Here is a 22,422-nt window from a genome sequence, read left to right as displayed (position 1 = left end):
ATTGGGAACTGGATGAGCGAAGGCGAGAACAGCGGCGACAAAACTCTGACCGTCGCGCCGTCGAAGACGCTGCACCTAAAGCAGCGACCGGTCGAGCACGGCATGGTCCGTCAGAGCTTCTCCCATGGCCGCTCAAAAGTGGTCGTGGTCGAGAAGGTGAAGCGTCGCGCGCCCGGACAGGCCGAACCGGCGAAGCCGGCCGGCGCGACGGCCCCGATTGCGGAGTCGCCGACGCCGCCGCCGAAGGCCGCGCCGAAATCCGCGACCCAACGTCCCGCGCCCGCGCCGCGCTCCGGCTCCGGCGTCGTGCTGCGCGCCTTGACCGATGAGGAGCGCGAAGCGCGCGCCCGCGCGCTGGTCGACGCGAAATCGCGCGAAGAGGAAGATCGCCGCCGCGCGGAAATCGACGCCAAGGCGCGCAATGAACGCGAGGAGCGCGAACACGCAGAGCGCGCCGCCGCCGACGCGCGCAAGCGCGAGGAAGAAGAGCGTCTCGCGCGCGAAGCCGAATCGAAACGCAAGTCCGAGGAAGAGGCGCGTCGCCGGCTGCCGGCTGACGCCGCCGGCGTTGGGGCGCCGCGCAGTCCTCCCGTCGGGGCTGCTGCCGCGCCTGGTCCGGCCGCGACGCGCGCCCCCGTTCGCACCGAGGGCGAAGCCGCGGTGCGTCGTCCGCCGGTGCGCACCATCGGCGGCTTTACGCCGCCCCAGCCGCCACGCCCGACTCCCTCTCGCGGCGGCGCGATGAAGGATCGAGGCCGTCTGACGGTCTCCACCGCCACCGCCGGCACCGACGAAGAGCGCACCCGCTCCGTCGCCTCATTCAAGCGCCGGCAGCAGCGGCTGTTCCGCGGTCAGGTGGAGCAGAAGGAAAAGGTTCTGCGCGAGGTGATCCTTCCCGAGACGATCACCATTCAGGAACTCGCGAACCGCATGTCGGAGCGCGCCGTCGACGTCATCCGCCTGCTGATGAAGCAGGGCGAGATGCACAAAATCAACGACGTCATCGACGCCGATACGGCGCAGCTCGTCGCCGAAGAGATGGGCCATACGGTCAAGCGCGTCGCCGAATCCGACGTCGAGGAAGGCCTGTTCGACACGCCCGACGTCGACGCCGATCTGACGGCGCGTCCGCCGGTCGTCACCATCATGGGCCACGTCGACCACGGCAAGACGTCGTTGCTTGACGCCATTCGACAGGCCAATGTCGTCTCCGGCGAGGCCGGCGGCATTACCCAGCATATCGGCGCCTATCAGGTGACGGCCCCGAACGGTCACGCCATCACCTTCATCGACACGCCCGGCCACGCCGCCTTTACGGCGATGCGCGCCCGAGGCGCCAAGGTGACGGACATCGTGGTGCTGGTCGTTGCGGCCGACGACGGCGTCATGCCGCAGACGATCGAGGCGATCAATCACGCCCGCGCCGCTCATGTGCCGCTGATCGTCGCTATCAACAAGATCGACAAGCCGGACGCGAAGCCCGAGAGGGTGCGCACCGAACTGCTGCAGCATGAAGTGCAGGTCGAGACCATGGGCGGCGAGACGCTCGAAGTCGAAGTCTCGGCGAAGCAGAAGACCAATCTCGACAAGCTGCTCGAACTGATCGCGCTGCAGGCTGAGGTGCTTGACCTGAAGGCCAACGCCGAACGCGCCGCCGAGGGCACCGTCATCGAGGCGCGGCTCGACAGAGGCCGAGGGCCTGTCGCGACCATGCTGATTCAACGCGGCACGCTTCGTGTCGGCGACATTGTCGTGGCGGGGACCCAATGGGGCCGCGTGCGCGCGCTGCTCGATGATCAGGGCGCCGCGCGACCCGAGGCCGGACCGAGCTTCCCCGTTGAGATTCTGGGCTTCAGCGGCACGCCGGAAGCGGGCGACCGCGTTGCTGTCGTCGAGTCGGAAGCCCGCGCCCGCGAGATCGCCGAATATCGCGAGCGTATGAAGCGCGACAAGATCGCCGCGCGCGGCGGTTCGGCGCGCGGTTCGCTTTCCGACATGATGAGCCAGCTCAAGACGGCGGGCCGCAAGGAATTCCCGCTCGTCATCAAGGGCGACGTGCAGGGCTCGGTCGAAGCCATCGCCGCGGCGCTCGAAAAGCTCGGCACCGACGAGGTCGGGGCGCGCATCGTGCATGCCGGCGTCGGCGGCATCTCGGAATCCGATATTTCGCTCGCCGAAGCCTCCAACGCCGCGGTCATCGGCTTCAACGTGCGGGCTCACAAAGAGGCGCGCGACGCGGCCGAACGCGCCGGCATCGAGATCCGCTACTACAACATCATCTACAATCTCGTGGACGATGTGAAAGCGGCGATGTCGGGTCTGCTTGCGCCGACGCTGCGCGAGACCATGCTCGGCAACGCCACGATCCTTGAAGTCTTCGATATTTCGAAGGTCGGCAAGGTCGCGGGCTGCCGCGTCACCGACGGCAATGTCGAGCGCGGCGCCAATGTGCGGCTTATCCGCGACAATGTCGTCGTGCATGAGGGCAAGCTCTCGACGCTCAAGCGCTTCAAGGACGAGGTCAAGGAAGTCACGGCCGGACAGGAATGCGGCATGGCTTTCGAGAACTACCAGGACATGCGCGCCGGCGACGTCATCGAGTGCTATCGCGTCGAGGAAATCAAGCGAACGCTGTAGGCGGCGCTGCGCCGCCGCAAAAACATCATGGCCGGGCGCGTCCCGGCCATCCTCGTTGCGCTGAGCCGCGCTACCTTCATTCGTTACGCTTCATGCGCGGGATGTCTGCCACAGGCGCGGGCGTGAGACGACTGCAATCATCGGGTCCAAAATGTCCAGAGTTCATCACTCACAGGCGGGCGCGCCGTCGCAGCGCATGTTGCGTGTCGGCGAACTCGTGCGCCACGCCGCCGCCCGGCTGCTCACGCGGGGCGAAATCAGCGATCCGGTGCTCGAACAGCATGTCGTGACTGTTTCGCGGGTGAAGATGAGTCCCGATCTCAAGCTCGCGACGATTTACGTCGTTCCGCTTGGCGGCAAGGATGAGCCGGAGGTGCTCGCCGCGCTGGATCGCCACAAGCGATTTTTGCGCGGAGAGATTGTGCAAGAGGTGAATTTGAAGTTCGCGCCCGAAATCCGCTTTCGCATCGACGACACATTCGACAATGTGTCGCGCATCGACGCGCTGCTCAGTTCCGACCGTGTGAAGCGCGATCTCGCCGATGGCGACGACGCCAAAGAGGATGGCGTTGAGGAATGAGCAAAAAAAGATCGGACCGCGTTGTCGTCGACGGCTGGGTGGCGCTGGATAAGCCTGTCGGGCTCACGTCCACACAGGCGGTGTCGCGCCTCAAGCGCATCTACAACGCCCAAAAGGCAGGCCATGCGGGCACCCTCGATCCGCTCGCGTCCGGCATTCTTCCCGTCGCCTTCGGGGAAGCGACAAAGACCGTGCCTTTCGTTCAGGACGGCGAGAAGGCCTATCGCTTCACCGTGCTTTGGGGCGTCGAGACCGATACCGACGATTCTGATGGGCGCGCGATGCGGGAGAGCGCCATGCGGCCGGAGCGCGCCGCAATCGAAGCTCTGCTGCCGCAGTTCGTCGGCGAAATCATGCAGACGCCCCCGCAGTTTTCGGCGATCAAAATCGCCGGCGAGCGCGCCTATGACATCGCCCGCGAGGGGGAGCTGGTCGATTTGAAGCCGCGAGCGGTCAGGATCCGCTCGCTGACGCTGATCGACGCGTCTCGCGACGACGCGACATTCGTCATGGAATGCGGCAAGGGCGCTTATGTGCGCGCGGTGGCGCGGGATCTCGGCCGGATATTGGGCTGCTTCGGCCATGTCACGGCGCTGAGACGCACCCGCGTCGGACCTTTCCTCGAGGAAGACGCCTATACGCTCGACGAGATCGAAACTCAGAACATGGCCGCTGAGGCGCTGCTGTCGGTCGAGGCTGGACTGGCCGAACTGCCTTGCGTCGTCGTCGATCGCGACACGGCGGCGCGGTTGCGGCGCGGCGGCTCGGTGATTTTGCGCGGCCGCGACGCGCCGCATGAGGGCATTGTCTACGCCGCTTGCGGTGGCGTGCCGGTCGCCTTCGGCGAAATCGTCCAGGGCGCGCTGGCGCCGGCGCGGGTGTTTAATCTGCCGTTCTGACCAAGCGTGTCTCGCCGACTGCTGACGGCCATCGCGAGGACAGGTGCGCCACGCGCCTGACGCCGCAATTTCGACGATGTTGATCTTGTTCCTCGAAGCTTGTCCTATGGGCTCCGAGATTCGCCGCGCATGACCCGTCCGCCCAAACTCCTCATCTTCGACTCAGGCCTTGGCGGCCTCACGGTCTTCGCCGAGACCGTCAAGCTGCGCCCGCACGCGGATTATGTGTATTGCGCGGATGACGCCGGCTTTCCTTATGGGTCCTGGAAGGAGCCGGAGCTCGTCGAACGCGTGGTGGAGCTGATGGAGACGCTGATCGCCGAGCACGCGCCGGACATCGTGGTCATCGCCTGCAACACCGCTTCGACGATCGTTCTGCCCTATTTGCGCGTGCATTGGCCCGCCTTGCCTTTCGTCGGCACGGTGCCGGCGATCAAGCCGGCGGCCGAGCGCACCACGTCAAAGATGATCTCGGTGCTCGGAACGCAGGGCACGGTGGCGCGCGACTATACGCAAAACCTCATCGCGCAATTCGCCGCACATTGCTCGGTGACCCTCGTGGGCTCGAAACGCTTGGCGAGTCTCGCTGAGAGCCACATGCATGGGGAAAGCGTGAGAGACGCCGACATCGGCGCCGAGATTGCTCCCTGTTTCCAGGAAGAAGGCGGCAGGCGCACGGACGCCATCGTTCTCGCCTGCACGCATTACCCGCTGCTGGTCGACGAGTTCAAACGGCTTGCGCCCTGGCCGGTCGAGTGGATTGACCCCGCGCCAGCGATCGCGCGGCGCGCGGATCAATTGCTTGGCGAGCGCTTCGGCGCAGATGCGCCGGGAGGCCAGCCGGTCTCCCGTAGCATCATCTTCACCAGCGGCGTCCGTCCCCCGGCGCCGCTCGACGCAACGCTCGCGCGCTACGGCCTTGCGTTGACCGCTGTCGCCCCTACCGCCTAGTGCGGGGCGTGGTCGAGTTTCGCCAGCGCCTCTTTCGCGTGCTTGACGCCGCCCTTGGCGTTGCCCTTTTCGCCAAACTTGATCGCCTGCTTCAGATGGACGATGCCGGCGCGCACGAAGCGGTTCGACTTTTCCTTCTGGGCGGCCTGAGCGTGCTTCAAAGCTTCCTTGGCGTGTTCCACGACCCCGTCGGCCTTGCCATCAAGACCGGCGTCCACCGCCTGGCGCGTATGGGTGATCGCTTCGGCGACATGGTTTTCCTGTGCGAGCGCAATTGGCGAGAACAACGCCGCGACAGATAGTGAGATGAGGGCGATGAACGTTCTGCGGATCATAGTTCCCCTCCCAATAACCTTGATTAAACGCGGGCTTGACCGTTGCCGTCAGCTCCGCTCTTGTAGATTAATGCGCCCACGGTTCCGCGCAAGAGCCGCGATGTCTGCGCGTCTTGCTGACGCGCCTTAGGGTTTTGGGCGATCGGTCAAGGTTTCGAGAAAAGCGACGATGGCGTCGATGTCTTTTTCGGACAGCCGCGGTTTTTCCCCCGGCTTGCGATCGTAGGGAACCTCTTCGACGTTGACGTTGTCATGCGCGGAGGGCGGCAGGTCGTCATATTTTTCCGGCTTGCCGCGCCGGTCTTTGGGATACCAGCGGCCGGGATCGGTGTCGCGCGTCGCATAAAAGGCGACGACGTCGCGCAGCTTGTCGAAGACGCCATTGTGCAGATAGGGGCCGGTGACGGCGATGTTGCGCAAGGTCGGCACTTTGAACGCGCCGCAGACGCTCTCGACCTTGAAGTCCGCAGGGGCGATTTCAGCGAGTCCTGGTCGCGCGCACAGGCCAAGATCGGGAGCCGACTCAGGCTTCGCCGCGCTCGGAATCGCTTTGTTTCTTGGGCCGCCGAGCGCGTCATAGGTGAAATCGGTGAAGAGCCAGTCCTGCGGATTGCGCGAATCTTCCTTTCCGGCGTGGCAGGCGAGGCAATTGCCCTTCTTCGTGTCCTTGAAGAGTTCGAAGCCTTTCTTCTCCAGCGCCGTCAACTGCGCTTGCCCGCGCAAATAATCGTCGAATTTGGAAGCGAAGGGATGAAAGCGCGCGCTCGCCTCGAAGGCGACGACCGCTTGCGCGAGCTTCACGAAGGCGGCGTCCGGATCGGCGAAAACTTTGTCGCCATAGACCTGGCGGGCGAGGTCGGCGTAGGCGCCATCGCGCACCGTCTCGACGATGAAGCGTTTCGACGGGGCGTTCATTTCGAGCGGATCGAGCATCGGACCTTCGACCTGGGCGAGGAGATCGCTCGCGCGGCCGTCATAGAACTGTCCGCCAGCCGGGATTTTTTCGATCTTGCCGGACTCTTCATCCTTATCGTCGATGAATTCGAAGCGCGGCGCGAAGGACGCATACATGATCGACGGCGTGTTGCGCTTGCCCAGAGACGTCGGCAGCGAGCCCCGCGCCACGGCAGGGACGCTCGAACCATTATTGCCTTGAAAGGCCGTCGCAGCGTCATGGCAGGAGGCGCAGGAGACGCCCGCCGGACGCGACAGGCTCGCGTCTTCGAACACGCGCTTGCCGAGGAGTTCGAGCGCCGTCAGGCCGCGTTCGTTCTCCGCGCCGGCGCCCGTTGGCGCGGGCTGTGCGTAGAGCGGGGAGCCGAGCACTGTGAAGACGGCGCAAAGCGCAGCTCGGCGCGCCTTGCGTAGATAGGAAAGGGTCACTTGAGCAGCCCGTTGGAGAAGAAAGCGCGTTTCTTCGCGCCCTGCGAAACTTTAGGAATCGCGCGGCGCAAAGGTCAATTTCGTTAATTTGGATATCTTCCAGCAAGGCTGCGAATTTACGCCGCATGCCGCGCGCGCAGCAGCAAGCTGCGCCGTAAACGCACATCCAAGAGACTGAAATTAAGCAGGTTTAATGTCTTGAAAGCAACCCGGCGCAGTACAGCCACATTTTAACGATTGTCTGAGCGCGGATGGTGCGACCGCGCGCGACTCATCGCCGAGTCCCTGGCGCGCGGCCAATGAAAGGGTTCAGGCATGATGGATGTCGGCGACGATAAGGAGCTGATGGCTGAATTTGCCCAGTTTAAAGAGTTACTGCGCCGCGACCTCGGCCACGCCCCCGAGCCAACGGCTCAGGACTTCGAACGCCCGCCGACGAATGCAGCGATCAATCGGGGTCCTTCTCCTCAGGCGCCGCGCGCAGAGGAAGCTTGGAGCGCGGTCCATGCGACCGACGAAGAATTCTACGACGAGCCGGAGGACGAACGCGAAGGCGGCAGACGCGCCTTGTTCTTTGCGGCGGCCGCGGTGGTGATCGCCGGACTCGCGGCCTTGACCTGGGTCTTGGGGCCGTGGAGCACGGTCGAGCCGAGCGAGGATCCGGCGTTGGCCACGGCGCCGCCTTTGGCCGCTCCGGAAGCCGCTGAACCCGTTCTCGGCAGCGCCGCGCCGCAACCGCAAGAGACAGCGCCGACGGACGAAGCGGCCGCCAAAGCGCCCGCGCTTGAGGAAAGCGCCAGGGCGCCGGCCGAGCCTGCGCCGCCAGCGGCCGCCGAAGCCGCGTCTGGCGCGGACGTCCAATCGGAGCCGGCGCCGGCCGCAGGCGCCGCGATGACGCCGCCGAGCCCGGCGGCTGCGCCGCTTGGCGCGAGCATTCCTGTTCCCCCGGGCGCCGCGGCTGCGCCGCAACTCGCGCCGCTTCCAATGACGGCGCCGCAGCCCATGACGACGCCGACGCCGATGACGGCGACGACGCCCATGACGGCGACGACGCCCATGACGGCGACGACGCCGTCGGCCCCGGCGCCGACGTCGCCGCCGGCGGCCGTTCCGCCGAGAGCGGCGGCGTTGGAGCCGCCGCAAACGGCTGCGCCCGCCGCGCCAGTTTCGCGGCCGCCGAGCGCGGCCGAGCAGACGATCGAAACGCCAAAACCCGCGCCGCGCGCAAAGGTCGTGAAGCAGAAGAAGCCGACGAAGCCGGTCGCCAGCCGACCCAAGCCGGTCGCCGAAGCGCCGGTGGCCGTCGCGGCGCCGGAGCCTGCCCTGGCGGCGCCGCCCCCGCCGCCTCCCGCGAGCGACGGACCTTTCGGCTTCGTCAAGCGCTCGGTGAACTCGGTCGGATCGGCCATCGGCGGCCTCGTACGCTGACCTGAGAACGGCTCCATTCGACACGCCGGCGCCCGCGCGCCGGCGTTTTCTTTTGGCGAATGGGGGTGGCAGTGGCCTTTGCCAAACGCTCTAGCCTGTGACTTTATCCAGCGATGGGCGGCGCGATCCGTCCCCACGATCCTGGAGAGCTGAAGGCATGGCCAAACCTACTCAAGCTGACGCAGAAGCGGCCGTGCGGGTTCTCATCGAATGGGCGGGAGACGATCCTCGTCGCGAGGGGCTGATCGACACGCCGGAGCGCGTGGCGCGTTCCTACCGCGAGCTTTTCGCCGGCTATGAGGTCGATCCGCGCGACTACCTCAAGCGCACCTTCGACGAGGTCGGCGGCTATGACGAGCTCGTGGTTCTTAAGGACATCCGAGTCGTCAGCTTCTGCGAGCATCATATGCTGCCGGTGACAGGCCGCGCGCATGTCGGCTATCTGCCGAACAACCGCGTGGTCGGCATCTCAAAGCTCGCCCGCGTCGTGCATGGCTTCGCGCGCCGGCTTCAAATCCAGGAAAAGCTCACTGCCGAGATCGCCGAAGCGATCCAGGATATTCTGGAGCCGCAGGGCGTCGGCGTCGTCATCGAGGCGGAGCACAGCTGCATGACGCTGCGCGGGGTCAACACCACCGGCTCGCTGCTGACGACGAGCCGCCTGCTCGGCGTCATCCGCGATGACCCACGCACCCGCGAGGAATTCCTCGGCATGGTGCACGGGAAGTAAATCGCGCGGAGCTAAGACAGAGTCGTCTTCAGCTCCGCGACGATCGCGTCGCCCATCTCCTTGGTTGAGACGGTCGACGGCGCGTCGCCCTTGATGTCCGCCGTGCGCAGACCCTTCGCCAGCACATTGGCGATCGCCGCGTCGATGGCGTCGGCGGCTTTCGGCAGATCGAAGCTGTAGCGCAGGGCCATGCCGAGCGAACCGATCATGGCGATCGGATTGGCGATGCCCTTGCCGGCGATGTCGGGCGCCGAGCCATGGCAGGGCTCATACATCGCATGGCGCTTGCCCTTTTCGTCCGCTGCGCCGAGCGAAGCCGACGGCAACATGCCGAGCGAACCGGTGAGCATCGCGGCTTCATCGGACAGCATGTCGCCGAAGAGATTGTCGGTGACGATCACGTCGAACTGCTTGGGCCAGCGGACGAGCTGCATGCCGAGCGCGTCGGCAAGCATATGTTCGAGCGTCACGTCGGAATATTCGCGCTTATGCAGCGCGGTGATGACCTCGCGCCACAGATAGCCCGACTTCATCACATTCGACTTCTCGGAAGAGGTCACCTTGTTCCCGCGCTTGCGCGCCAGTTCGAAGGCGACCCGGCCGATGCGCTCGATCTCATAGGTCTCGTAGACCTGCGTGTCGACGGCGCGTTTCTGGCCATTGCCGAGATCGGTGATCTCCTTGGGTTCGCCGAAATAAACGCCGCCCGTCAATTCGCGCACGATCATGATGTCGAGACCGTCGACGATGTCGCGCTTCAAAGAAGAAGCGTCGGCCAGCGCGGCGTAGCAGATCGCGGGGCGCAGATTTGCGAAAAGACCCAGATCCTTGCGCAGGCGCAGCAGGCCGGATTCGGGACGCAGGTCATAAGGCACGCCGTCCCATTTCGGCCCGCCGACGGCGGCGAGCAGCACGGCGTCGGCCTCAAGCGCGCGCGTCATGTCGGCTTCGCTGATGGCTTGCTTATGCGCGTCATAGGCTGCGCCGCCGACGAGTCCCCGCTCGACCTCGAAGCTCGCGACGCCCGCTTCGTTCAGAAGGGCGAGGACCTTCTCGGCCTCGGCGGAAATTTCCGGACCGATGCCGTCGCCCGGCAGGAGCAGAAGCTTGTAAGCGGCCATGAATACCTCGTCGTCGGCTTTGAAACTCGCGCCGTCAATAGAGCGCGCGACAAGGCGACGCAACCGCGCGAAATCTCTTTTGGTCGTGCGACAATTCGCCCGGCACGCCGCCCTTGCCGCAGCGCGTTAAGCCGTGCAGCTTGAAAAATGTCAAACGCAAGGGGGCTTCGCGCGAGACGCGTCAATCAACGAGCGACGTCCGCGGGAAGCGATGCGCAGGCTGTGCGCAGTTGGGAGACGCAAAGATGAAGAGCTATAAAACGATCGTGCATATTATGGCGCTTAGCCTGTTCGGCGCCCTCGCCGGCGTCGCGCCCGCCAAGGCCTTCTGCCTCGTCAATTGCGAGCCCAAGCCCGACGACGCGAAGAAGGTCTTCGAAAATCTCATCAAAAAGAAGTTCGACAAGGACGTGGTGATCGAGGACTTCAAAGTCACTCGCTTCTGGCCGCTCGACGTCGAAGGGGCCGGTCACGCCGGCTATGAGTTCTACTACACTGCGAAAGTGCGCTTCCCGAACGGCGCCAATCTCGAATGCAAGCCGGAGGGCGGCGCGGTGAAGCCCGGCTGTTCGGACAATACGAGCTATTATTCGACGACGATCCAGAACCAGATGATCAAGGACAAGCAATATATCGAGCCGGGCAAGGTCGTCGAGTTCAAGGACGAGACCCGATTCGACGAAGAAGGCTCGAAGTGGAAGGGCCAGGACGGCAATTTTTATTGAGCGGCGTCCACGACGCCGGCGATCGCGAGCCGCAAGGCTCGCGATTCTTCGTTTAGACGGCTGATCGCACGGTCCTATCCCCTTCCTTGCGCGTGGCGCTTGGTGTAAAAGGCCGCCCAACGGATTGCGCGTCGAGCGCGGCTCAGGCGCGGCTGGAAGGGTGCACATGCAGCAGGTCATTATCGCGATCCACCTGATGGTGGTCACGGCGCTCGTCATTCTGGTGCTTTATCAAAAGTCGGAGGGCGGCGCGCTCGGCATGGGCGGCGGCAGCGGCGTTTTCACCGGCCGCGGCCAGGCCAATGCGCTCACCCGCGCCACGGGCATTCTCGCGACGATCTTCTTTATCACCAGCATCGCGCTGACCGTGCTGCCGGCCTGGGAGCGGCGCAGCGAGGGCGGCGACGACTGGACCAAGGCGCTCGACCCAGGATCGATCCAGCTCAAGGAGCTTCCCAAGACCGAAGGCAAGGGCGAGCAGGGCGCGCCTGAAAAGGCGCCCGAACCCGGCAAGGACAGCATTTTCGAGCAGCTCCAGCGCGCCCAGCAGAAGCGCCAGCAGAGCGCGCCGGTAGAGGCGCCGCCGGCTGCAGCGACGCCGCCGGCCGCAACCCCGCCAGCGACGACTCCGTCCGCCGCCGAGGCGCCGGCGCTGCGCCCGTCGCAGGAGCCCGCTCCGCAGGCTCCGGCCGCTGAAGCGCCGAAGCCCGTCGCGCCGCCTGCCGAAGCTCCCAAGCCTGAAGCGGTTGCTCCCGCAACGCCCCCGGCCGCCGAAGCGCCAAAGCCCGACGCGTCGAAGACCGACGGCTTGAAGTGGGAAGCGCCGAAGACGGAGGCCCCGGCGACGACGGCTCCGCAGGCCCCGGCCGCGGAAGCCCCGAAGCCCGTCGCGCCGCCCGCCGAAGCCCCCAAGGCGGAAGCCCCCAAGGCGGAAGCTCCCAAGCCTGAGGCGGTTGCGCCCACCGCCGAAGCGCCGAAGCCCGACGCCTCGAAGACTGACGGCTTGAAGTGGGAAGCGCCGAAGACGGAGGCCCCGGCGACGACGGCTCCGCAGGCCGCGGAAGCCCCGAAGCCCGCCGCGCCGCCCGCCGAAGCTCCCAAGGCGGAAGCCCCCAAGGTGGAAGCCCCCAAGGTGGAAGCCCCCAAGGTGGAAGCTCCCAAGGTGGAAGCTCCCAAGCCTGAGGCGGTTGCGCCCGCCGCCGAAGCGCCGAAGCCCGACGCCTCGAAGGCTGACGGCTTGAAGTGGGAAGCGCCGAAGACGGAGGCCCCAGCCGCGCCGGCTCCGGCCGCGGAAGCCCCGAAGCCCGTCGCGCCGGAAACCAAGCCCGCGCCGTCGACGATCTGGAAAGCGCCGACCCAGTAGCGGGCCTCAAATCCGCCATCCGATGTTCTTGGCTGGGGGCAACCGCCCCCGGCCCGATAGAATCCGCTATCAGAATCGCTGGAAAGGCGTTAGGCGTTAGGTCCCATGGCGCGGTACATCTTCATCACCGGCGGCGTGGTCTCCTCACTTGGCAAGGGTTTGGCGTCGGCGGTGCTTGGCGCGCTGTTGCAGGCGCGCGGCTATACGGTCCGGTTGCGCAAGCTCGATCCCTATCTCAATGTCGATCCGGGGACGATGTCGCCCTATCAGCACGGCGAGGTCTTCGTCACCGACGACGGCGCGGAGACCGATCTCGACCTTGGACATTATGAGCGCTTCACCGGCCGCCCGGCCTCGAAGCAGGATAACGTCACCACCGGCCGCATCTACCAGGACATCATCAGCAAGGAGCGGCGCGGCGATTATCTCGGCGCGACGATCCAGGTCATTCCGCATGTGACCAACGCCATCAAGGAGTTCGTCGTCGATGGCAATGAGAACGTCGATTTCGCGCTGATCGAGATCGGCGGCACGGTCGGCGACATCGAAGGCCTGCCGTTCTTCGAGGCGATCCGCCAGCTCAAGAACGATCTGCCGCCGCATCACTGCATCTATATCCATTTGACGCTGCTGCCTTACATCCCGAGCGCCGGCGAGTTGAAGACCAAGCCGACGCAGCATTCGGTGAAGGAGCTGCGTTCGATCGGCATTCAGCCCGACATTCTGCTCTGCCGCACCGACCGCGAGATCCCGCGCGAGGAGCGCCGCAAGCTCGGACTCTTCTGCAATGTGCGCGAACAGGCGGTGATCGAGGCGCGCGACGCCGCCAACATCTATGACGTGCCGCGCGCCTATCACTCGGCGGGGCTGGACGCGCAGGTGCTCGCCGCCTTCGGCATCGAGCCCGCGCCAAAGCCCGACATGAGCCGCTGGAACGCGGTGACGCAGCGCATCAATAACCCGGAAGGCGAAGTCACCATCGCGGTCGTCGGCAAATATACCGAGATGAAGGACGCCTATAAGAGCCTCATCGAGGCGCTGGCGCATGGCGGGCTGGCGAATCGCGTCAAGGTCAATCTCGACTGGATCGAATCGGAGATTTTCGAGAGCGCCGATCCCGCCGCGCATCTTGAACATGTGCACGGCATTCTCGTTCCCGGCGGCTTTGGCCAGCGGGGCGCCGAGGGCAAGATTCTGGCGGCGCGTTTCGCGCGCGAGCGCGGCGTGCCCTATTTCGGCATCTGCTTTGGCATGCAGATGGCGGTGATCGAGGCCGCGCGCGCGCTCGCTGGAATCGACAAGGCGAATTCGACCGAGTTCGGCCCCTGCGCCGAGCCGGTCGTCGGCCTGATGACCGAATGGCTCAAGGGCAACGAACTCGAAAAGCGCGGCGTCGGCGAGGGGCTGGGCGGCACCATGCGGCTTGGCGCTTTTCCGGCGCTGTTGAAGCCGGGTTCGCGCATCGCGGGGATTTACGGCGAGACGGAAATCTCCGAGCGCCACCGCCATCGCTATGAGGTGAACTTCGCCTACCGCGAGCGCCTGGAGGATTGCGGGCTGTTGTTCGCCGGCTCTTCGCCCGACGGCCTGTTGCCCGAGACGGTCGAAATCCCGGGCCACCCCTGGTTCATCGGCGTGCAATATCACCCCGAATTAAAGTCGCGCCCCTTCGAGCCGCACCCGCTCTTTGCGAGTTTTATCGCGGCGGCGAAGGCGCAGAGCCGGTTGGTGTGATCCATCTCTTCGCATAGTTAAGTTGCTCTAGTTTTCGGGCTCAATAGTTTTAGGATTTCACAGCGATGAGCGCTGATTCGGATATAGCCAAGCAATTTGACGAGCATCTGCGATCTCCCCGCCAAGTTTGGCTGTTGGGAGCCGGCGTAAGCGTTAACGCCGGTATTCCTTTGATGTATCCGCTCACCAATCGCGTCAGTACGCTCATTGAGGAGACCGATAGGCCAAACAAGGCTCAAACTATTGAGATAACGAATTTTATTCGAACTGAACTGCCGACTAACAGCCATATCGAGCATATTTTAAGTCACCTTGGGGACATGATCGCATTGGCCGAACGTGCGAAGGATGCGTGTTTTCCGGTTGGCGGAAAGCGCATCAAAAAAATTGAGCTTCAAGCTGTTCATCATCAGATTCTCGGCCATATCCGCGACGTGCTCCGGAGTGGTTACAAGCCCAAGAGTGACAATGCTGAAGAGCAAATCGGCAAGCCAGACAATCCAATTGTCAGCGTCGACGATCATCGACGGTTTGTGCGAGCCCTCTACCGGGTTGGACGGGCGGGTGTCGAAGTATTCCGCGAGCCAGTTCACTTCGTCACCACAAACTACGATACTCTTATTGAAGATGCGCTTTCGCTTGAGCGCCTTCCTTATGCAGATGGCTTTACGGGTGGGGCCGTGGCATTTTGGAGCGAGGACGCATTCCGCGCAGCGCAAACAGATGACAAGCCCAAAGCCATCGTCGCGAAGCTGCATGGGTCAATTGACTGGTACCGGGCCGCGAGCGAGCGTGGCCACATTTTCAGAGTTCGACACGACGAACTTTATCCAGACAGGTCTGGCGAAAAGGGCAATGTGGTAATCTACCCGCAATCGACCAAGTATGTAGCTTCGCGGCTTGATCCTTTCGGCTGTATGTTTCAGCACTTTCGAACATTACTTGGCGCTGGACGTCGGCAAGTGTTGTTCATCTGTGGATATTCCTTTGGTGACGAGCACATTAATAGCGATATGGAAAGTCTCCTTCTCAATGAGCAATCGGGAACGACGGTTGTAGCGTTCTCAAGAGAGACATCTAGTGGTGTGAATCCGGTTCTGAAGCGTTGGTGCCAAAGTAGTGCTGGTCCAAGAATTTTTGTTGCAACCGAGAAAGGCCTTTATCGCGGCAAGTCAGACGCCAATTTTCTAGCTCCAACGGGGGAACGCGATTGGTGGACGTTCTCTGGCGTCACTCAGCTCCTCGAAGAGGGGCTGCCTCCTGACATTGCGGAGAGCATTTAATGAGGGATTTCGAATTCAACCCTGATCTTCAAATTGGCACGGTTTTCGAGACAAATGGAACCAGCATCAAGATTTCCTTGCGCCGTAACCTCAATGAATTGACACAGAGTCATGAAGGCACGGTCTATTCGATTGGCCAGATTGGAAGTCTTATCAAGCTATACCTTGGACGCACTATTCTCTTCGCAATGGTCAGAATGTTGCGCCTGCAAACGGATGAAGAGATAGCTGCTGTTGAGTCTCGAGACGCTTGGGATCGGCGGGTTCTTGAAGCGGACTTGTTTGGCGAGGCGCGCTGGATCGCGAGCACAACACGGCTGAGTTTTGATCGTGGCGTGCGAACATACCCACTTCCATTACAGCCGGTTTTCTTAGTCACATCGTCGGAATCGCGTGAACTTTACTCGGCGATTGAAAGGAGTCGGCCTGACGGGACCAATAAGTTTATCTCGTTCGCCAGTTATGTTGGAGTTGATGGCGTCGGTTGCCATGCAGACATGGACAAGCTTTTTGGACAGCACTGTGCGGTTCTCGGATCGACGGGTTCAGGAAAATCGACGGCGGTTGCCGCCGTTATTCATGCGGTTCTGGATCATAGGCCCGAGCCCGAGAGAGCATGTTCGCCGCGCATCGTTATCATCGACCCACATGGTGAGTATGGCAGCGCGTTTGGGAATAAAGCGATTGTTTTTCGAGCCTATGAAGACGCGAGTGATACGAAGCAAAGCTTCAAGCCCGTAAAACTGCCCTACTGGCTGATGTCGAATGACGAATTCAGGCAGCTGATCGTAGGAAAGACAAAATTTGAGGCCACGTCTCAGGCTAACACGGTTTCAAAAGCCCTTGCGCATGCTCGAATGTATGCTGCCGGACTTGTGAAATCTGCTGTCGACAGCTTTACTGCTGCAAGCTCCGACAATCCGCCCGACGTACCCAAGCCGATTGACAATAAATACGAGCCAGCAATCGGGAATTTTAACCGCGATCGACCACTCCCTTTCAGCCTCGACGAGTTCGAAGCCCATATTAGAAAATGCCAAGCGAAAAAACTAAAGGGCTCAGACTGGATTGACGTCTCGCCTAGCGAGTTTAACGAAGAGTATGCCTCTATTTTGGATAAGCTTAGGGTCCTACGAAACGATAGCCGGATTGCATTCTTGATGAAAAGCTATGCTGCCGGCGATCCTGGCCTTGAGGATATTATCGCTCAGTTCCTTGGAAGCTTCGCAGATAATGCGGCCTCTGTAAGAATTCTGGATATTTCAGGCCTACCCAATGAAGTGGCCGGGCCGTTAACTGCGGCGCTTGCCCGGCTGCTCTTTTCTTACAAACTCCACCAAACCCGCGACGAGAGGGAGAAGGATCCGATCTTACTCGTTTGCGAGGAAGCGCATCGCTATGTGCCCGATCGGGGAGAGGCACAGTATGCGGCTGCTCAGGACGCAATCCGTCGCATCGCGCGAGAAGGCCGAAAGTACGGAATTGGATTGATGCTGGTGTCGCAACGGCCCGCCGACGTTGAAAGCACCGTGTTGTCGCAGTGCAATTCGTGGCTGGTGCTTCGGCTCACAAATGGGGCCGATCAGGAACACGTTGGCCGGTTTCTACCAGATACGCTTGCTGGCTTGATAAAGTTGTTGCCATCCTTGGCGAGGCGCGAAGCTCTGTTTGTCGGGGAGGCTGCGGCATTGCCTGCTCGCGTCCGGCTGAACAATGTCCCGGAAGACATGCGCCCAAGGTCCGCAGATATTTCGTTTGCCGAAGGGTGGGGCAATGTTGCGGCCGCTCTTCCAGAGATCAAGAAGGTCGCAGATCGCATGGCGGGGTGATAGGTTAGAAATTAGACTACGCAGCAAGCCTTTCATGGCCGGGCTTGTCCCGGCCATCCACGCCGAGAAGCTGCGAGAACCCCGCGAGGCTTGCCGCCGGGAACGCATGAGTTATATTCATATATAACTTCTCGCGAGACTCATCATGCACACCACCTCTCTGCGCAAAGTCGGCGGCTCGGTCATGCTGGCGGTGCCGCCGGCGATTCTCGACCTGCTGAATCTTCGGGCCGGCGCGACGGTGGGCGTTTCGGTCGACAATGGCCGGCTCATCATCGAGCCGGCGGCCAAGCCCCGCTACACGCTGGACGAGCTTCTGGCGCAGTGCGACGCCTCGGCCGAGCCGTCTGAAGAAGACCGCGCCTGGCTCGCCGACAGGCCGCAAGGGGCAGAGCTGATTTAGCGCAAATCCTTTTTTAAAAAACCGCTTCACGCTTTTTCGGGATGTGCGCATGGAGCGCGGCGACATTTATCTCGTTTCGCTCGATCCGACCTCGGGTCATGAGCAGCAGGGCGCGCGGCCGGTGCTCATCGTCTCGCCCGGCGCCTTCAACCGGCTGACGAAAACGCCGATCGTGCTGCCGATCACCAGCGGCGGCAATTTAGCGCGCACCGCAGGTTTCGCCGTTTCGCTGATCGGCGCCGGGACGCAGACGACCGGCGTCATCCGTTGCGACCAGCCCCGCGCGCTCGACCTCGGCGCGCGCCGCGCCCGCCGGCTCGAAGCCGCGCCGGAGGCGATCGTCGAAGAGGCGTTGGCGAAACTCGCGGCGATACTGGAATAGGCGGCGCGCAGACAAGCGCGGGCATGACGCGTAGAGGATGCTGTCAAGCGGGCGAGCAAAGCCGTTTCAACTGCGCAACCTGAGCCCCTCATCCTGAGGAGCGTGCGGAGCACGCGTCTCGAAGGACGAGGGGCGTCTCCAGTGACGAGAATTTCTGGTCCCGCAGTCCTCGTCCTTCGAGACGGCTCCTGCGGAGCCTCTTCAGAATGAGGACTGCTTACTGGCGTCGCCCTCAGCGCGCCTAGTCCATTGGAGCGCGCGCACTCCCCTCCTGCGCGCTCACCGCACCTCATAAACCTCATCAATCGGCAGGCCGAGCGCGGTCACAAGCCGGTTCGTCTCCGACGCCATGCCGACGATCGCCAGCAGTTCGCGATATTCCTCTTCGCTCATGCCCTTCGCGCGGGCGTTCGCCGTGTGCGAATGGATGCAATAGGGACAGGCATGGGCGATGGAGACGGCGATGTAGATCATCTCCTTGACCTTCGGCTCTAATACGCCCGGACCCATCACCTGCTTGACGCTCTCCCAGGTGCGCTTCAGCGTCACCGGATCATGCGCCAGCGCGCGCCAGAAATTATTGACGAAGTCGCTTTTGCGCGTCGCGCGAATGTCGGCGAAGACGGCGCGCGCTTCGGGCGATAGGTCTTCGTCGGCGAGCAGTCGAACCGTGGTCATGATTTTTTCCATTTTAAGCGAAGACAGCGGGACGTCATTTGTTGGGAGGGTTGGCGGCGGCGGGCCATGTGCGTGGGCCCGGATTGAAATGATAATTCACGCCGCAGCTCGAGAGCGCAAAGGCGATCGCTACAAGCGATATCAATTTGGCAAGCATTGTTCGCATCTTTCCTCTCCAGCGGCGTTGACGTTCCCTTTTGTCAGAAAAACCCCACACGGGCCCCCTGAATTGCTGCGTTTTCGGCTTGTGAGGGTGGCGCGCGTTTTGCTTCGCGCGGCCCGCGACACGCGCGCATGACAATGGAGAGAACGCAGGACGTCAGCGAGTCCCCTCGCCGAGTTTTCTGCCTCATTTCAAGGCGGTGCGCCAATTTGACCGGGCCGCGCCCAATTGACGCGCGATATGCTGCAGCGCACAATGTTCGCCATATGGCTGCGCTACACGATTCGACGCGGGGCGTGCGCCCGTCGAATTGTCCGCGCGGCGAGGAGGTCACAATGGAATCGGTCAAACAGTGGTTTCAGGACTGGTCGGACGCGTGCGAATACGCGAAGGAATGCGCCCCCGACTTTTCCTTCCTGTCGTCTTTCGCCTTTGGCGAACCCTATACGGCGCTCATCAGCATCGCCGGCCTCTGCTGGCTGATCTGGGCGCTCAATGAGCGCGCGATCAAGCGGAAGGCCGCTGTCCTGCAGACGAGAGCCGTAAAGGCTGAAAGCCGCTCGGGATCGCTCGACGCCGCGCTGCGGGAGATGACCCGGGCGCCCGGCAAGGCGGATCAGGAAGAAAAGCTCGCGGCGTGACGCGGCGAAGCGCGGATTGAACGCGCCCGGCGGCGCGCTATTCTTGCGTTAGAGCGCTCTTCGCAAAGGGGCGCCTAACGGCTGTCGGGCTTGTGACCCAACTCCCGCGAGGATACGACGCCCGCATGATGCGGCTGCGCGCGGCGCAGCCGAGCGGCCTCGCCTGACGTCCAGATTGATAAGTACGACGTTGGAAGGCGAGGGAGCATCATGAGCGAATTTTCCGTCGGCAATGGCGCCTGGGTCCTGGTCGGAGACGGCCGCCGGGCGCTTTTTTTTCAAAATCACGGCGACGCCGAACTCCTCGACCTTCGCGTCGTCGAAACGCGCGTCGACGATAATCCGCCGACGCATGAACAGGGAACGGATCGTCCCGGCCGAAGCTTCACGTCCTTCTCGCCCGGCCGCAGCGCCGTGCAAAATGTCGACTGGCATGAGCTGGAGGAGGAGCGCTTCGCCCGCGCCATGGCGGATCGCATCAATCAGGCGGCGGAATCAGGAGAATTGGACGCCATCGCCATCGTCGCGCCGCCAAAGGCGCTCGGCGAAATCCGCAAGGAGCTGTCCGCCAAGGCGCAAAGCAAGGTCGTCGGCGAGCTCGCCAAGGATCTGACCCGCCATCCGCTCAAGGATATCGAAAAGGCGTTGACCCGCGGTTGAAAGGCAGGGGAAAGTTTTTGAGGCTTTCCCCTGCGCAGTCGGAGGCGATTCGTCCCAGCCCCGCCTCCAACGCTCGCCTCTCGAGCGAGCGTGGCCATAATGGCGCATTTCTCTCAAGAAATCAGTGCGACTGCACACAGCGCGCGAAAACCGTCGCATTTGAGCCGCAAAGATGATGGACGGAGCGTGTTTGGCTTCGCCTGAGCGGCGACGCCGCGCATGAAAACTTGAGTACGGGCGGCGTATGGGGCGCGGGCGGATCATCTTGGCGGCGCTTCTGGCGCTGGCGTTCAGCGCTTGTGCGAGCCGGCCGCATGGCACCCTTGTCGCCACCCATCAGGTCGCGCCTGGCGCCAGCGTCGTCGATCTTCTGGTCGTCACCACGCGGCAGCCGGATGACTCCGAACCCGGCGTCATGTTTTCGGGCGAACGCGGACATGGCGTTCATTTCGCCGATATCGCCGTCTCAATCCCGCCCGACGCCTCCCGCGTGATCGGCGAAGTGCAGTGGCCGGATGGGCCAACGCCCAACCCGGCCATCCAATTCGCCACCGTTCGCGCCGAGGTGTTGAGCCGGGAGGCGGCGCTCGCGGACTTCAACGCCCGCATCCGCAAGACGCCCAAGCGGCAGGTGCTTCTGTTCGTCCACGGCTTCAACACGCGTTTCGAGGAGGCGGTCTACCGCTTCGCGCAGATCGTTCATGACTCGCGCGCCGACGTCACGCCGGTGCTGTTCACCTGGCCGTCGCGCGGCCGGCTGCTGCAATATGGCTATGATCATGAGAGCGCCAGCTATTCGCGCGACGCCCTGGAACTTGTGCTGCAGGCGCTGCAGCGTGACCGGGACGTCGGCGAGATTTCGATCCTCGCGCATTCGATGGGCAATTGGGTGACGCTGGAAGCGCTGCGCCAGATGGCGATCCGCAACGGCCAGATCGGATCGAAAATCCAGAACGTCATGCTCGCCTCGCCGGACGTCGATTTCGACGTCTTCCGGCGTCAGATCGCCGAGATCGGCGGCGTTCGACCTTCGATCTTTACGCTGTTCGCCTCGCGCGATGACGACGCGCTCGCGGCATCCCGCCGCTTCTGGGGCAATACGCGTCTGGGCGCCGTCGATCCGAAGGCGTCCCCCTATCAGGAGGTCCTCGACCGGGATCGGGTGAAGGTCGTCGATCTGACGGGCATCGCCACCAGCGATCCTTTGGAGCATAGCAAGTTCGCGTCCTCTCCCCAGGTCGTGCGCTCCATCGGCGCCAGGCTGGCGCAGGGTCAGCCGCTGAGGGACGGCCAGCCGGGCCTGGGGGATCACCTTGGACTCGCGACTGCGGGGGCGGTCTCGGCGGTCGGCGGCGTGGCCGCAGCGGCGGTCGCCGCGCCCTTCGCCATTGTCGATCCGGCGACGCGCGAGAATTTGAGCGAACATCTGGGCGCCGCCGCTCAAAAGCTTGATACACAACACTAATTTAACGCAGCTGTGAATTCGATGCGTCTGATGATTCTATTTTGGAGGGCTGTTGCCGCAATGTCACAGCCAGCGAGGCTGAAGCCCTTTAGGGTTGACCGCTCGCGACGATCACCGCACGGGACTTCAATCGCAATGTCATACAAGCGTCAGCTTCTCGCCGTTCTGGCGGTCGCCCTCGCTGCGTCTTCAGCGCGCGCCGAGAATCCGACCTGGTGGAAGGCTCCGCTCTCGGAAAACCCCGGACCCAAGCGCGCCGTTGACGGCGTGAACGGCAAGCTCGAGGGTTTTGGCGGCGGCTCTGACTGGGTGGGCTTCGCGCGTTTGAACAACGCCTCGGCCGGCGGGATGGGGGCGATCACGGCCCCCGTCGGCGACCGTTTCGGCCTTCAGGTCGACGCGATCGCGGCGGCGCATCGCGGCTTCTTCGTGAGCGGCGGCGCCGGACACGCCTTCTGGCGCGATCCGAGCGTGGGTCTCCTCGGCGGCTATGGAGCGATCGCTCACGACAAGCGTCTCGACGACACGCGTTTCCGCATCGGCGCTGAAAGCGCCTATTACTATGGACCGTTCTCGCTCTCCAGCATCGCCGGCTATGAGGAGAGCGCGGGCCATTTCTTCACGCCGCTGGGCTATGGACCGGGATATCTCGCCTATCAGTGGCAGCCGCGGCGCGGGCGCTTCTTCGACATGTTCGATATCAGCGTCTATCCGACCTACAACGTCAAAATCTCGGTCGGCCATCGTTACGTCGGTGGGCGGCATGCGGCCGCGGTCAGCGGCGAGGCGCTCATCTGGAATCTCGGCCATTCCGCGATCACCGGCTTCATCGAAAGCCGCGTTGGCGAGAATGATTACAAGGCTGTCTGGGGCGGCATTCGCATCTATCTCGGCGAGAGCGACAAGACTCTCATCAGCCGCCACCGCGAAGACGACCTGCCCAATTGGCTGAAGGACGACATGTTCGCGTCGCAGAACAGCGTCCGCGTCGGCGCGACGCCGGTCTTTTTCCCGACCCTGCAGCAGCCTTGA

21 protein-coding genes are annotated in these 22,422 nt (G+C 63.2%); 16 read left to right on the top strand and 5 right to left on the bottom strand.

Features of this window, described 5'->3' with window-relative positions:
- The first annotated feature begins 12 nt into the window (after positions 1-12).
- The 4 genes from infB to murI all read left to right on the top strand — a co-directional run bounded on the left by infB (position 13) and on the right by murI (position 5,067).
- On the top strand, positions 13-2,637 hold the full coding sequence (gene infB / locus HUN39_RS09285) for a translation initiation factor IF-2 (RefSeq protein WP_175094189.1): 2,625 nt from the start codon (positions 13-15) through the stop codon (positions 2,635-2,637).
- Between the two features lie 196 nt (positions 2,638-2,833).
- Complete coding sequence (rbfA, locus tag HUN39_RS09280) at positions 2,834-3,217, top strand: 30S ribosome-binding factor RbfA (RefSeq protein ID WP_018406168.1); 384 nt, start codon at positions 2,834-2,836, stop codon at positions 3,215-3,217.
- On the top strand, positions 3,214-4,116 hold the full coding sequence (gene truB, locus HUN39_RS09275; protein WP_175094187.1) for a tRNA pseudouridine(55) synthase TruB: 903 nt from the start codon (positions 3,214-3,216) through the stop codon (positions 4,114-4,116). The genes rbfA and truB overlap by 4 nt, the downstream gene beginning before the upstream one ends.
- Positions 4,117-4,245: 129 nt before the next feature.
- Complete coding sequence (gene murI / locus HUN39_RS09270) at positions 4,246-5,067, top strand: glutamate racemase (protein WP_175094186.1); 822 nt, start codon at positions 4,246-4,248, stop codon at positions 5,065-5,067.
- Here murI and smbP read toward each other — a convergent pair.
- From smbP to HUN39_RS19480, 3 genes are all read right to left on the bottom strand, one after another.
- A complete protein-coding gene (gene smbP, locus HUN39_RS09265) occupies positions 5,064-5,402 on the bottom strand; it encodes a small metal-binding protein SmbP (RefSeq protein WP_175094185.1) in 339 nt (112 codons plus the stop codon). The two genes, murI and smbP, sit on opposite strands and share 4 nt — an antisense overlap.
- Positions 5,403-5,528: 126 nt before the next feature.
- Positions 5,529-6,785: a cytochrome-c peroxidase gene (locus tag HUN39_RS09260; RefSeq protein ID WP_175094183.1), complete on the bottom strand. Its 1,257-nt coding sequence runs from the start codon at positions 6,783-6,785 to the stop codon at positions 5,529-5,531.
- Positions 6,786-7,309: 524 nt separating this feature from the next.
- Positions 7,310-8,194, bottom strand: coding sequence for a hypothetical protein (locus HUN39_RS19480; RefSeq protein WP_175094182.1), 885 nt, complete (start codon positions 8,192-8,194; stop codon positions 7,310-7,312).
- A 176-nt stretch (positions 8,195-8,370) separates the two neighbouring features.
- Here HUN39_RS19480 and folE point away from each other — a divergent pair, with 176 nt between their 5' ends.
- Complete coding sequence (gene folE, locus HUN39_RS09250; protein ID WP_109024660.1) at positions 8,371-8,943, top strand: GTP cyclohydrolase I FolE; 573 nt, start codon at positions 8,371-8,373, stop codon at positions 8,941-8,943.
- A gap of 11 nt (positions 8,944-8,954) precedes the next feature.
- Here folE and leuB read toward each other — a convergent pair whose 3' ends face one another.
- Positions 8,955-10,064 (bottom strand): 3-isopropylmalate dehydrogenase, encoded by a 1,110-nt coding sequence (leuB, locus tag HUN39_RS09245; RefSeq protein ID WP_175094180.1) that lies wholly within the window; start codon positions 10,062-10,064, stop codon positions 8,955-8,957.
- 245 nt (positions 10,065-10,309) lie between these two features.
- Here leuB and HUN39_RS09240 point away from each other — a divergent pair, with 245 nt between their 5' ends.
- The 7 genes from HUN39_RS09240 (at position 10,310) to HUN39_RS09210 (ending at position 17,783) form a co-directional block, all read left to right on the top strand.
- Complete coding sequence (locus HUN39_RS09240; protein WP_175094179.1) at positions 10,310-10,789, top strand: hypothetical protein; 480 nt, start codon at positions 10,310-10,312, stop codon at positions 10,787-10,789.
- Positions 10,790-10,955: 166 nt separating this feature from the next.
- Positions 10,956-12,152 (top strand): preprotein translocase subunit SecG, encoded by a 1,197-nt coding sequence (secG, locus tag HUN39_RS19475; protein WP_269750319.1) that lies wholly within the window; start codon positions 10,956-10,958, stop codon positions 12,150-12,152.
- Between the two features lie 105 nt (positions 12,153-12,257).
- Positions 12,258-13,886: a CTP synthase gene (locus HUN39_RS09230; RefSeq protein WP_175094177.1), complete on the top strand. Its 1,629-nt coding sequence runs from the start codon at positions 12,258-12,260 to the stop codon at positions 13,884-13,886.
- Positions 13,887-13,951: 65 nt separating this feature from the next.
- Positions 13,952-15,169, top strand: a complete 1,218-nt coding sequence (locus HUN39_RS09225) for an SIR2 family protein (protein ID WP_175094176.1) — start codon at positions 13,952-13,954, stop codon at positions 15,167-15,169.
- Complete coding sequence (locus HUN39_RS09220) at positions 15,169-16,998, top strand: ATP-binding protein (protein ID WP_175094175.1); 1,830 nt, start codon at positions 15,169-15,171, stop codon at positions 16,996-16,998. Before HUN39_RS09225 ends, HUN39_RS09220 begins: the two co-directional genes overlap by 1 nt.
- Positions 16,999-17,143: 145 nt before the next feature.
- Entirely contained in the window at positions 17,144-17,401 is a 258-nt protein-coding gene (locus tag HUN39_RS09215) for an AbrB/MazE/SpoVT family DNA-binding domain-containing protein (RefSeq protein WP_175094174.1), read from the top strand.
- A gap of 49 nt (positions 17,402-17,450) precedes the next feature.
- Positions 17,451-17,783 carry a type II toxin-antitoxin system PemK/MazF family toxin gene (locus tag HUN39_RS09210; RefSeq protein WP_175094173.1) on the top strand — a complete coding sequence of 111 codons (333 nt, stop codon included), beginning with the start codon at positions 17,451-17,453 and terminating at the stop codon, positions 17,781-17,783.
- Positions 17,784-18,062: 279 nt separating this feature from the next.
- Here HUN39_RS09210 and HUN39_RS09205 read toward each other — a convergent pair whose 3' ends face one another.
- Positions 18,063-18,461, bottom strand: coding sequence for a carboxymuconolactone decarboxylase family protein (locus tag HUN39_RS09205; RefSeq protein WP_175094171.1), 399 nt, complete (start codon positions 18,459-18,461; stop codon positions 18,063-18,065).
- 498 nt (positions 18,462-18,959) lie between these two features.
- Between HUN39_RS09205 and HUN39_RS09200 the strand changes: the two genes are divergently transcribed.
- The 4 genes from HUN39_RS09200 to HUN39_RS09185 all read left to right on the top strand — a co-directional run bounded on the left by HUN39_RS09200 (position 18,960) and on the right by HUN39_RS09185 (position 22,422).
- Positions 18,960-19,265, top strand: a complete 306-nt coding sequence (locus tag HUN39_RS09200) for a hypothetical protein (RefSeq protein WP_175094170.1) — start codon at positions 18,960-18,962, stop codon at positions 19,263-19,265.
- A 210-nt stretch (positions 19,266-19,475) separates the two neighbouring features.
- The gene (locus HUN39_RS09195) at positions 19,476-19,925 is read left to right on the top strand and encodes a baeRF12 domain-containing protein (protein WP_175094168.1); all 450 of its coding nucleotides are present in this window, start codon (positions 19,476-19,478) and stop codon (positions 19,923-19,925) included.
- 244 nt (positions 19,926-20,169) lie between these two features.
- Positions 20,170-21,390, top strand: coding sequence for an alpha/beta hydrolase (locus tag HUN39_RS09190; protein ID WP_175094167.1), 1,221 nt, complete (start codon positions 20,170-20,172; stop codon positions 21,388-21,390).
- Positions 21,391-21,525: 135 nt separating this feature from the next.
- Entirely contained in the window at positions 21,526-22,422 is an 897-nt protein-coding gene (locus tag HUN39_RS09185) for a hypothetical protein (RefSeq protein ID WP_175094166.1), read from the top strand.

The organism is Methylocystis silviterrae (assembly GCF_013350005.1).
Lineage (GTDB): Bacteria > Pseudomonadota > Alphaproteobacteria > Rhizobiales > Beijerinckiaceae > Methylocystis > Methylocystis silviterrae.
Note: the sequence above shows the minus strand (reverse complement) of the source record. Positions and strands in the feature narration are given on the sequence as shown.

Coding starts and splice junctions, on each gene's coding strand:
- infB (WP_175094189.1), top strand. CDS start 13: ATGAGCGAAGGCGAGAACAGCGGCGACAAAACTCTGACCGTCGCGCCG.
- rbfA (WP_018406168.1), top strand. CDS start 2,834: ATGTTGCGTGTCGGCGAACTCGTGCGCCACGCCGCCGCCCGGCTGCTC.
- truB (WP_175094187.1), top strand. CDS start 3,214: ATGAGCAAAAAAAGATCGGACCGCGTTGTCGTCGACGGCTGGGTGGCG.
- murI (WP_175094186.1), top strand. CDS start 4,246: ATGACCCGTCCGCCCAAACTCCTCATCTTCGACTCAGGCCTTGGCGGC.
- smbP (WP_175094185.1), bottom strand. CDS start 5,402: ATGATCCGCAGAACGTTCATCGCCCTCATCTCACTATCTGTCGCGGCG.
- HUN39_RS19480 (WP_175094182.1), bottom strand. CDS start 8,194: ATGGCCGATCCGACCGAGTTCACCGAGCGCTTGACGAAGCCGAAAGGT.
- folE (WP_109024660.1), top strand. CDS start 8,371: ATGGCCAAACCTACTCAAGCTGACGCAGAAGCGGCCGTGCGGGTTCTC.
- leuB (WP_175094180.1), bottom strand. CDS start 10,064: ATGGCCGCTTACAAGCTTCTGCTCCTGCCGGGCGACGGCATCGGTCCG.
- HUN39_RS09240 (WP_175094179.1), top strand. CDS start 10,310: ATGAAGAGCTATAAAACGATCGTGCATATTATGGCGCTTAGCCTGTTC.
- secG (WP_269750319.1), top strand. CDS start 10,956: ATGCAGCAGGTCATTATCGCGATCCACCTGATGGTGGTCACGGCGCTC.
- HUN39_RS09230 (WP_175094177.1), top strand. CDS start 12,258: ATGGCGCGGTACATCTTCATCACCGGCGGCGTGGTCTCCTCACTTGGC.
- HUN39_RS09225 (WP_175094176.1), top strand. CDS start 13,952: ATGAGCGCTGATTCGGATATAGCCAAGCAATTTGACGAGCATCTGCGA.
- HUN39_RS09220 (WP_175094175.1), top strand. CDS start 15,169: ATGAGGGATTTCGAATTCAACCCTGATCTTCAAATTGGCACGGTTTTC.
- HUN39_RS09215 (WP_175094174.1), top strand. CDS start 17,144: ATGCACACCACCTCTCTGCGCAAAGTCGGCGGCTCGGTCATGCTGGCG.
- HUN39_RS09210 (WP_175094173.1), top strand. CDS start 17,451: ATGGAGCGCGGCGACATTTATCTCGTTTCGCTCGATCCGACCTCGGGT.
- HUN39_RS09205 (WP_175094171.1), bottom strand. CDS start 18,461: ATGACCACGGTTCGACTGCTCGCCGACGAAGACCTATCGCCCGAAGCG.
- HUN39_RS09200 (WP_175094170.1), top strand. CDS start 18,960: ATGGAATCGGTCAAACAGTGGTTTCAGGACTGGTCGGACGCGTGCGAA.
- HUN39_RS09195 (WP_175094168.1), top strand. CDS start 19,476: ATGAGCGAATTTTCCGTCGGCAATGGCGCCTGGGTCCTGGTCGGAGAC.
- HUN39_RS09190 (WP_175094167.1), top strand. CDS start 20,170: ATGGGGCGCGGGCGGATCATCTTGGCGGCGCTTCTGGCGCTGGCGTTC.
- HUN39_RS09185 (WP_175094166.1), top strand. CDS start 21,526: ATGTCATACAAGCGTCAGCTTCTCGCCGTTCTGGCGGTCGCCCTCGCT.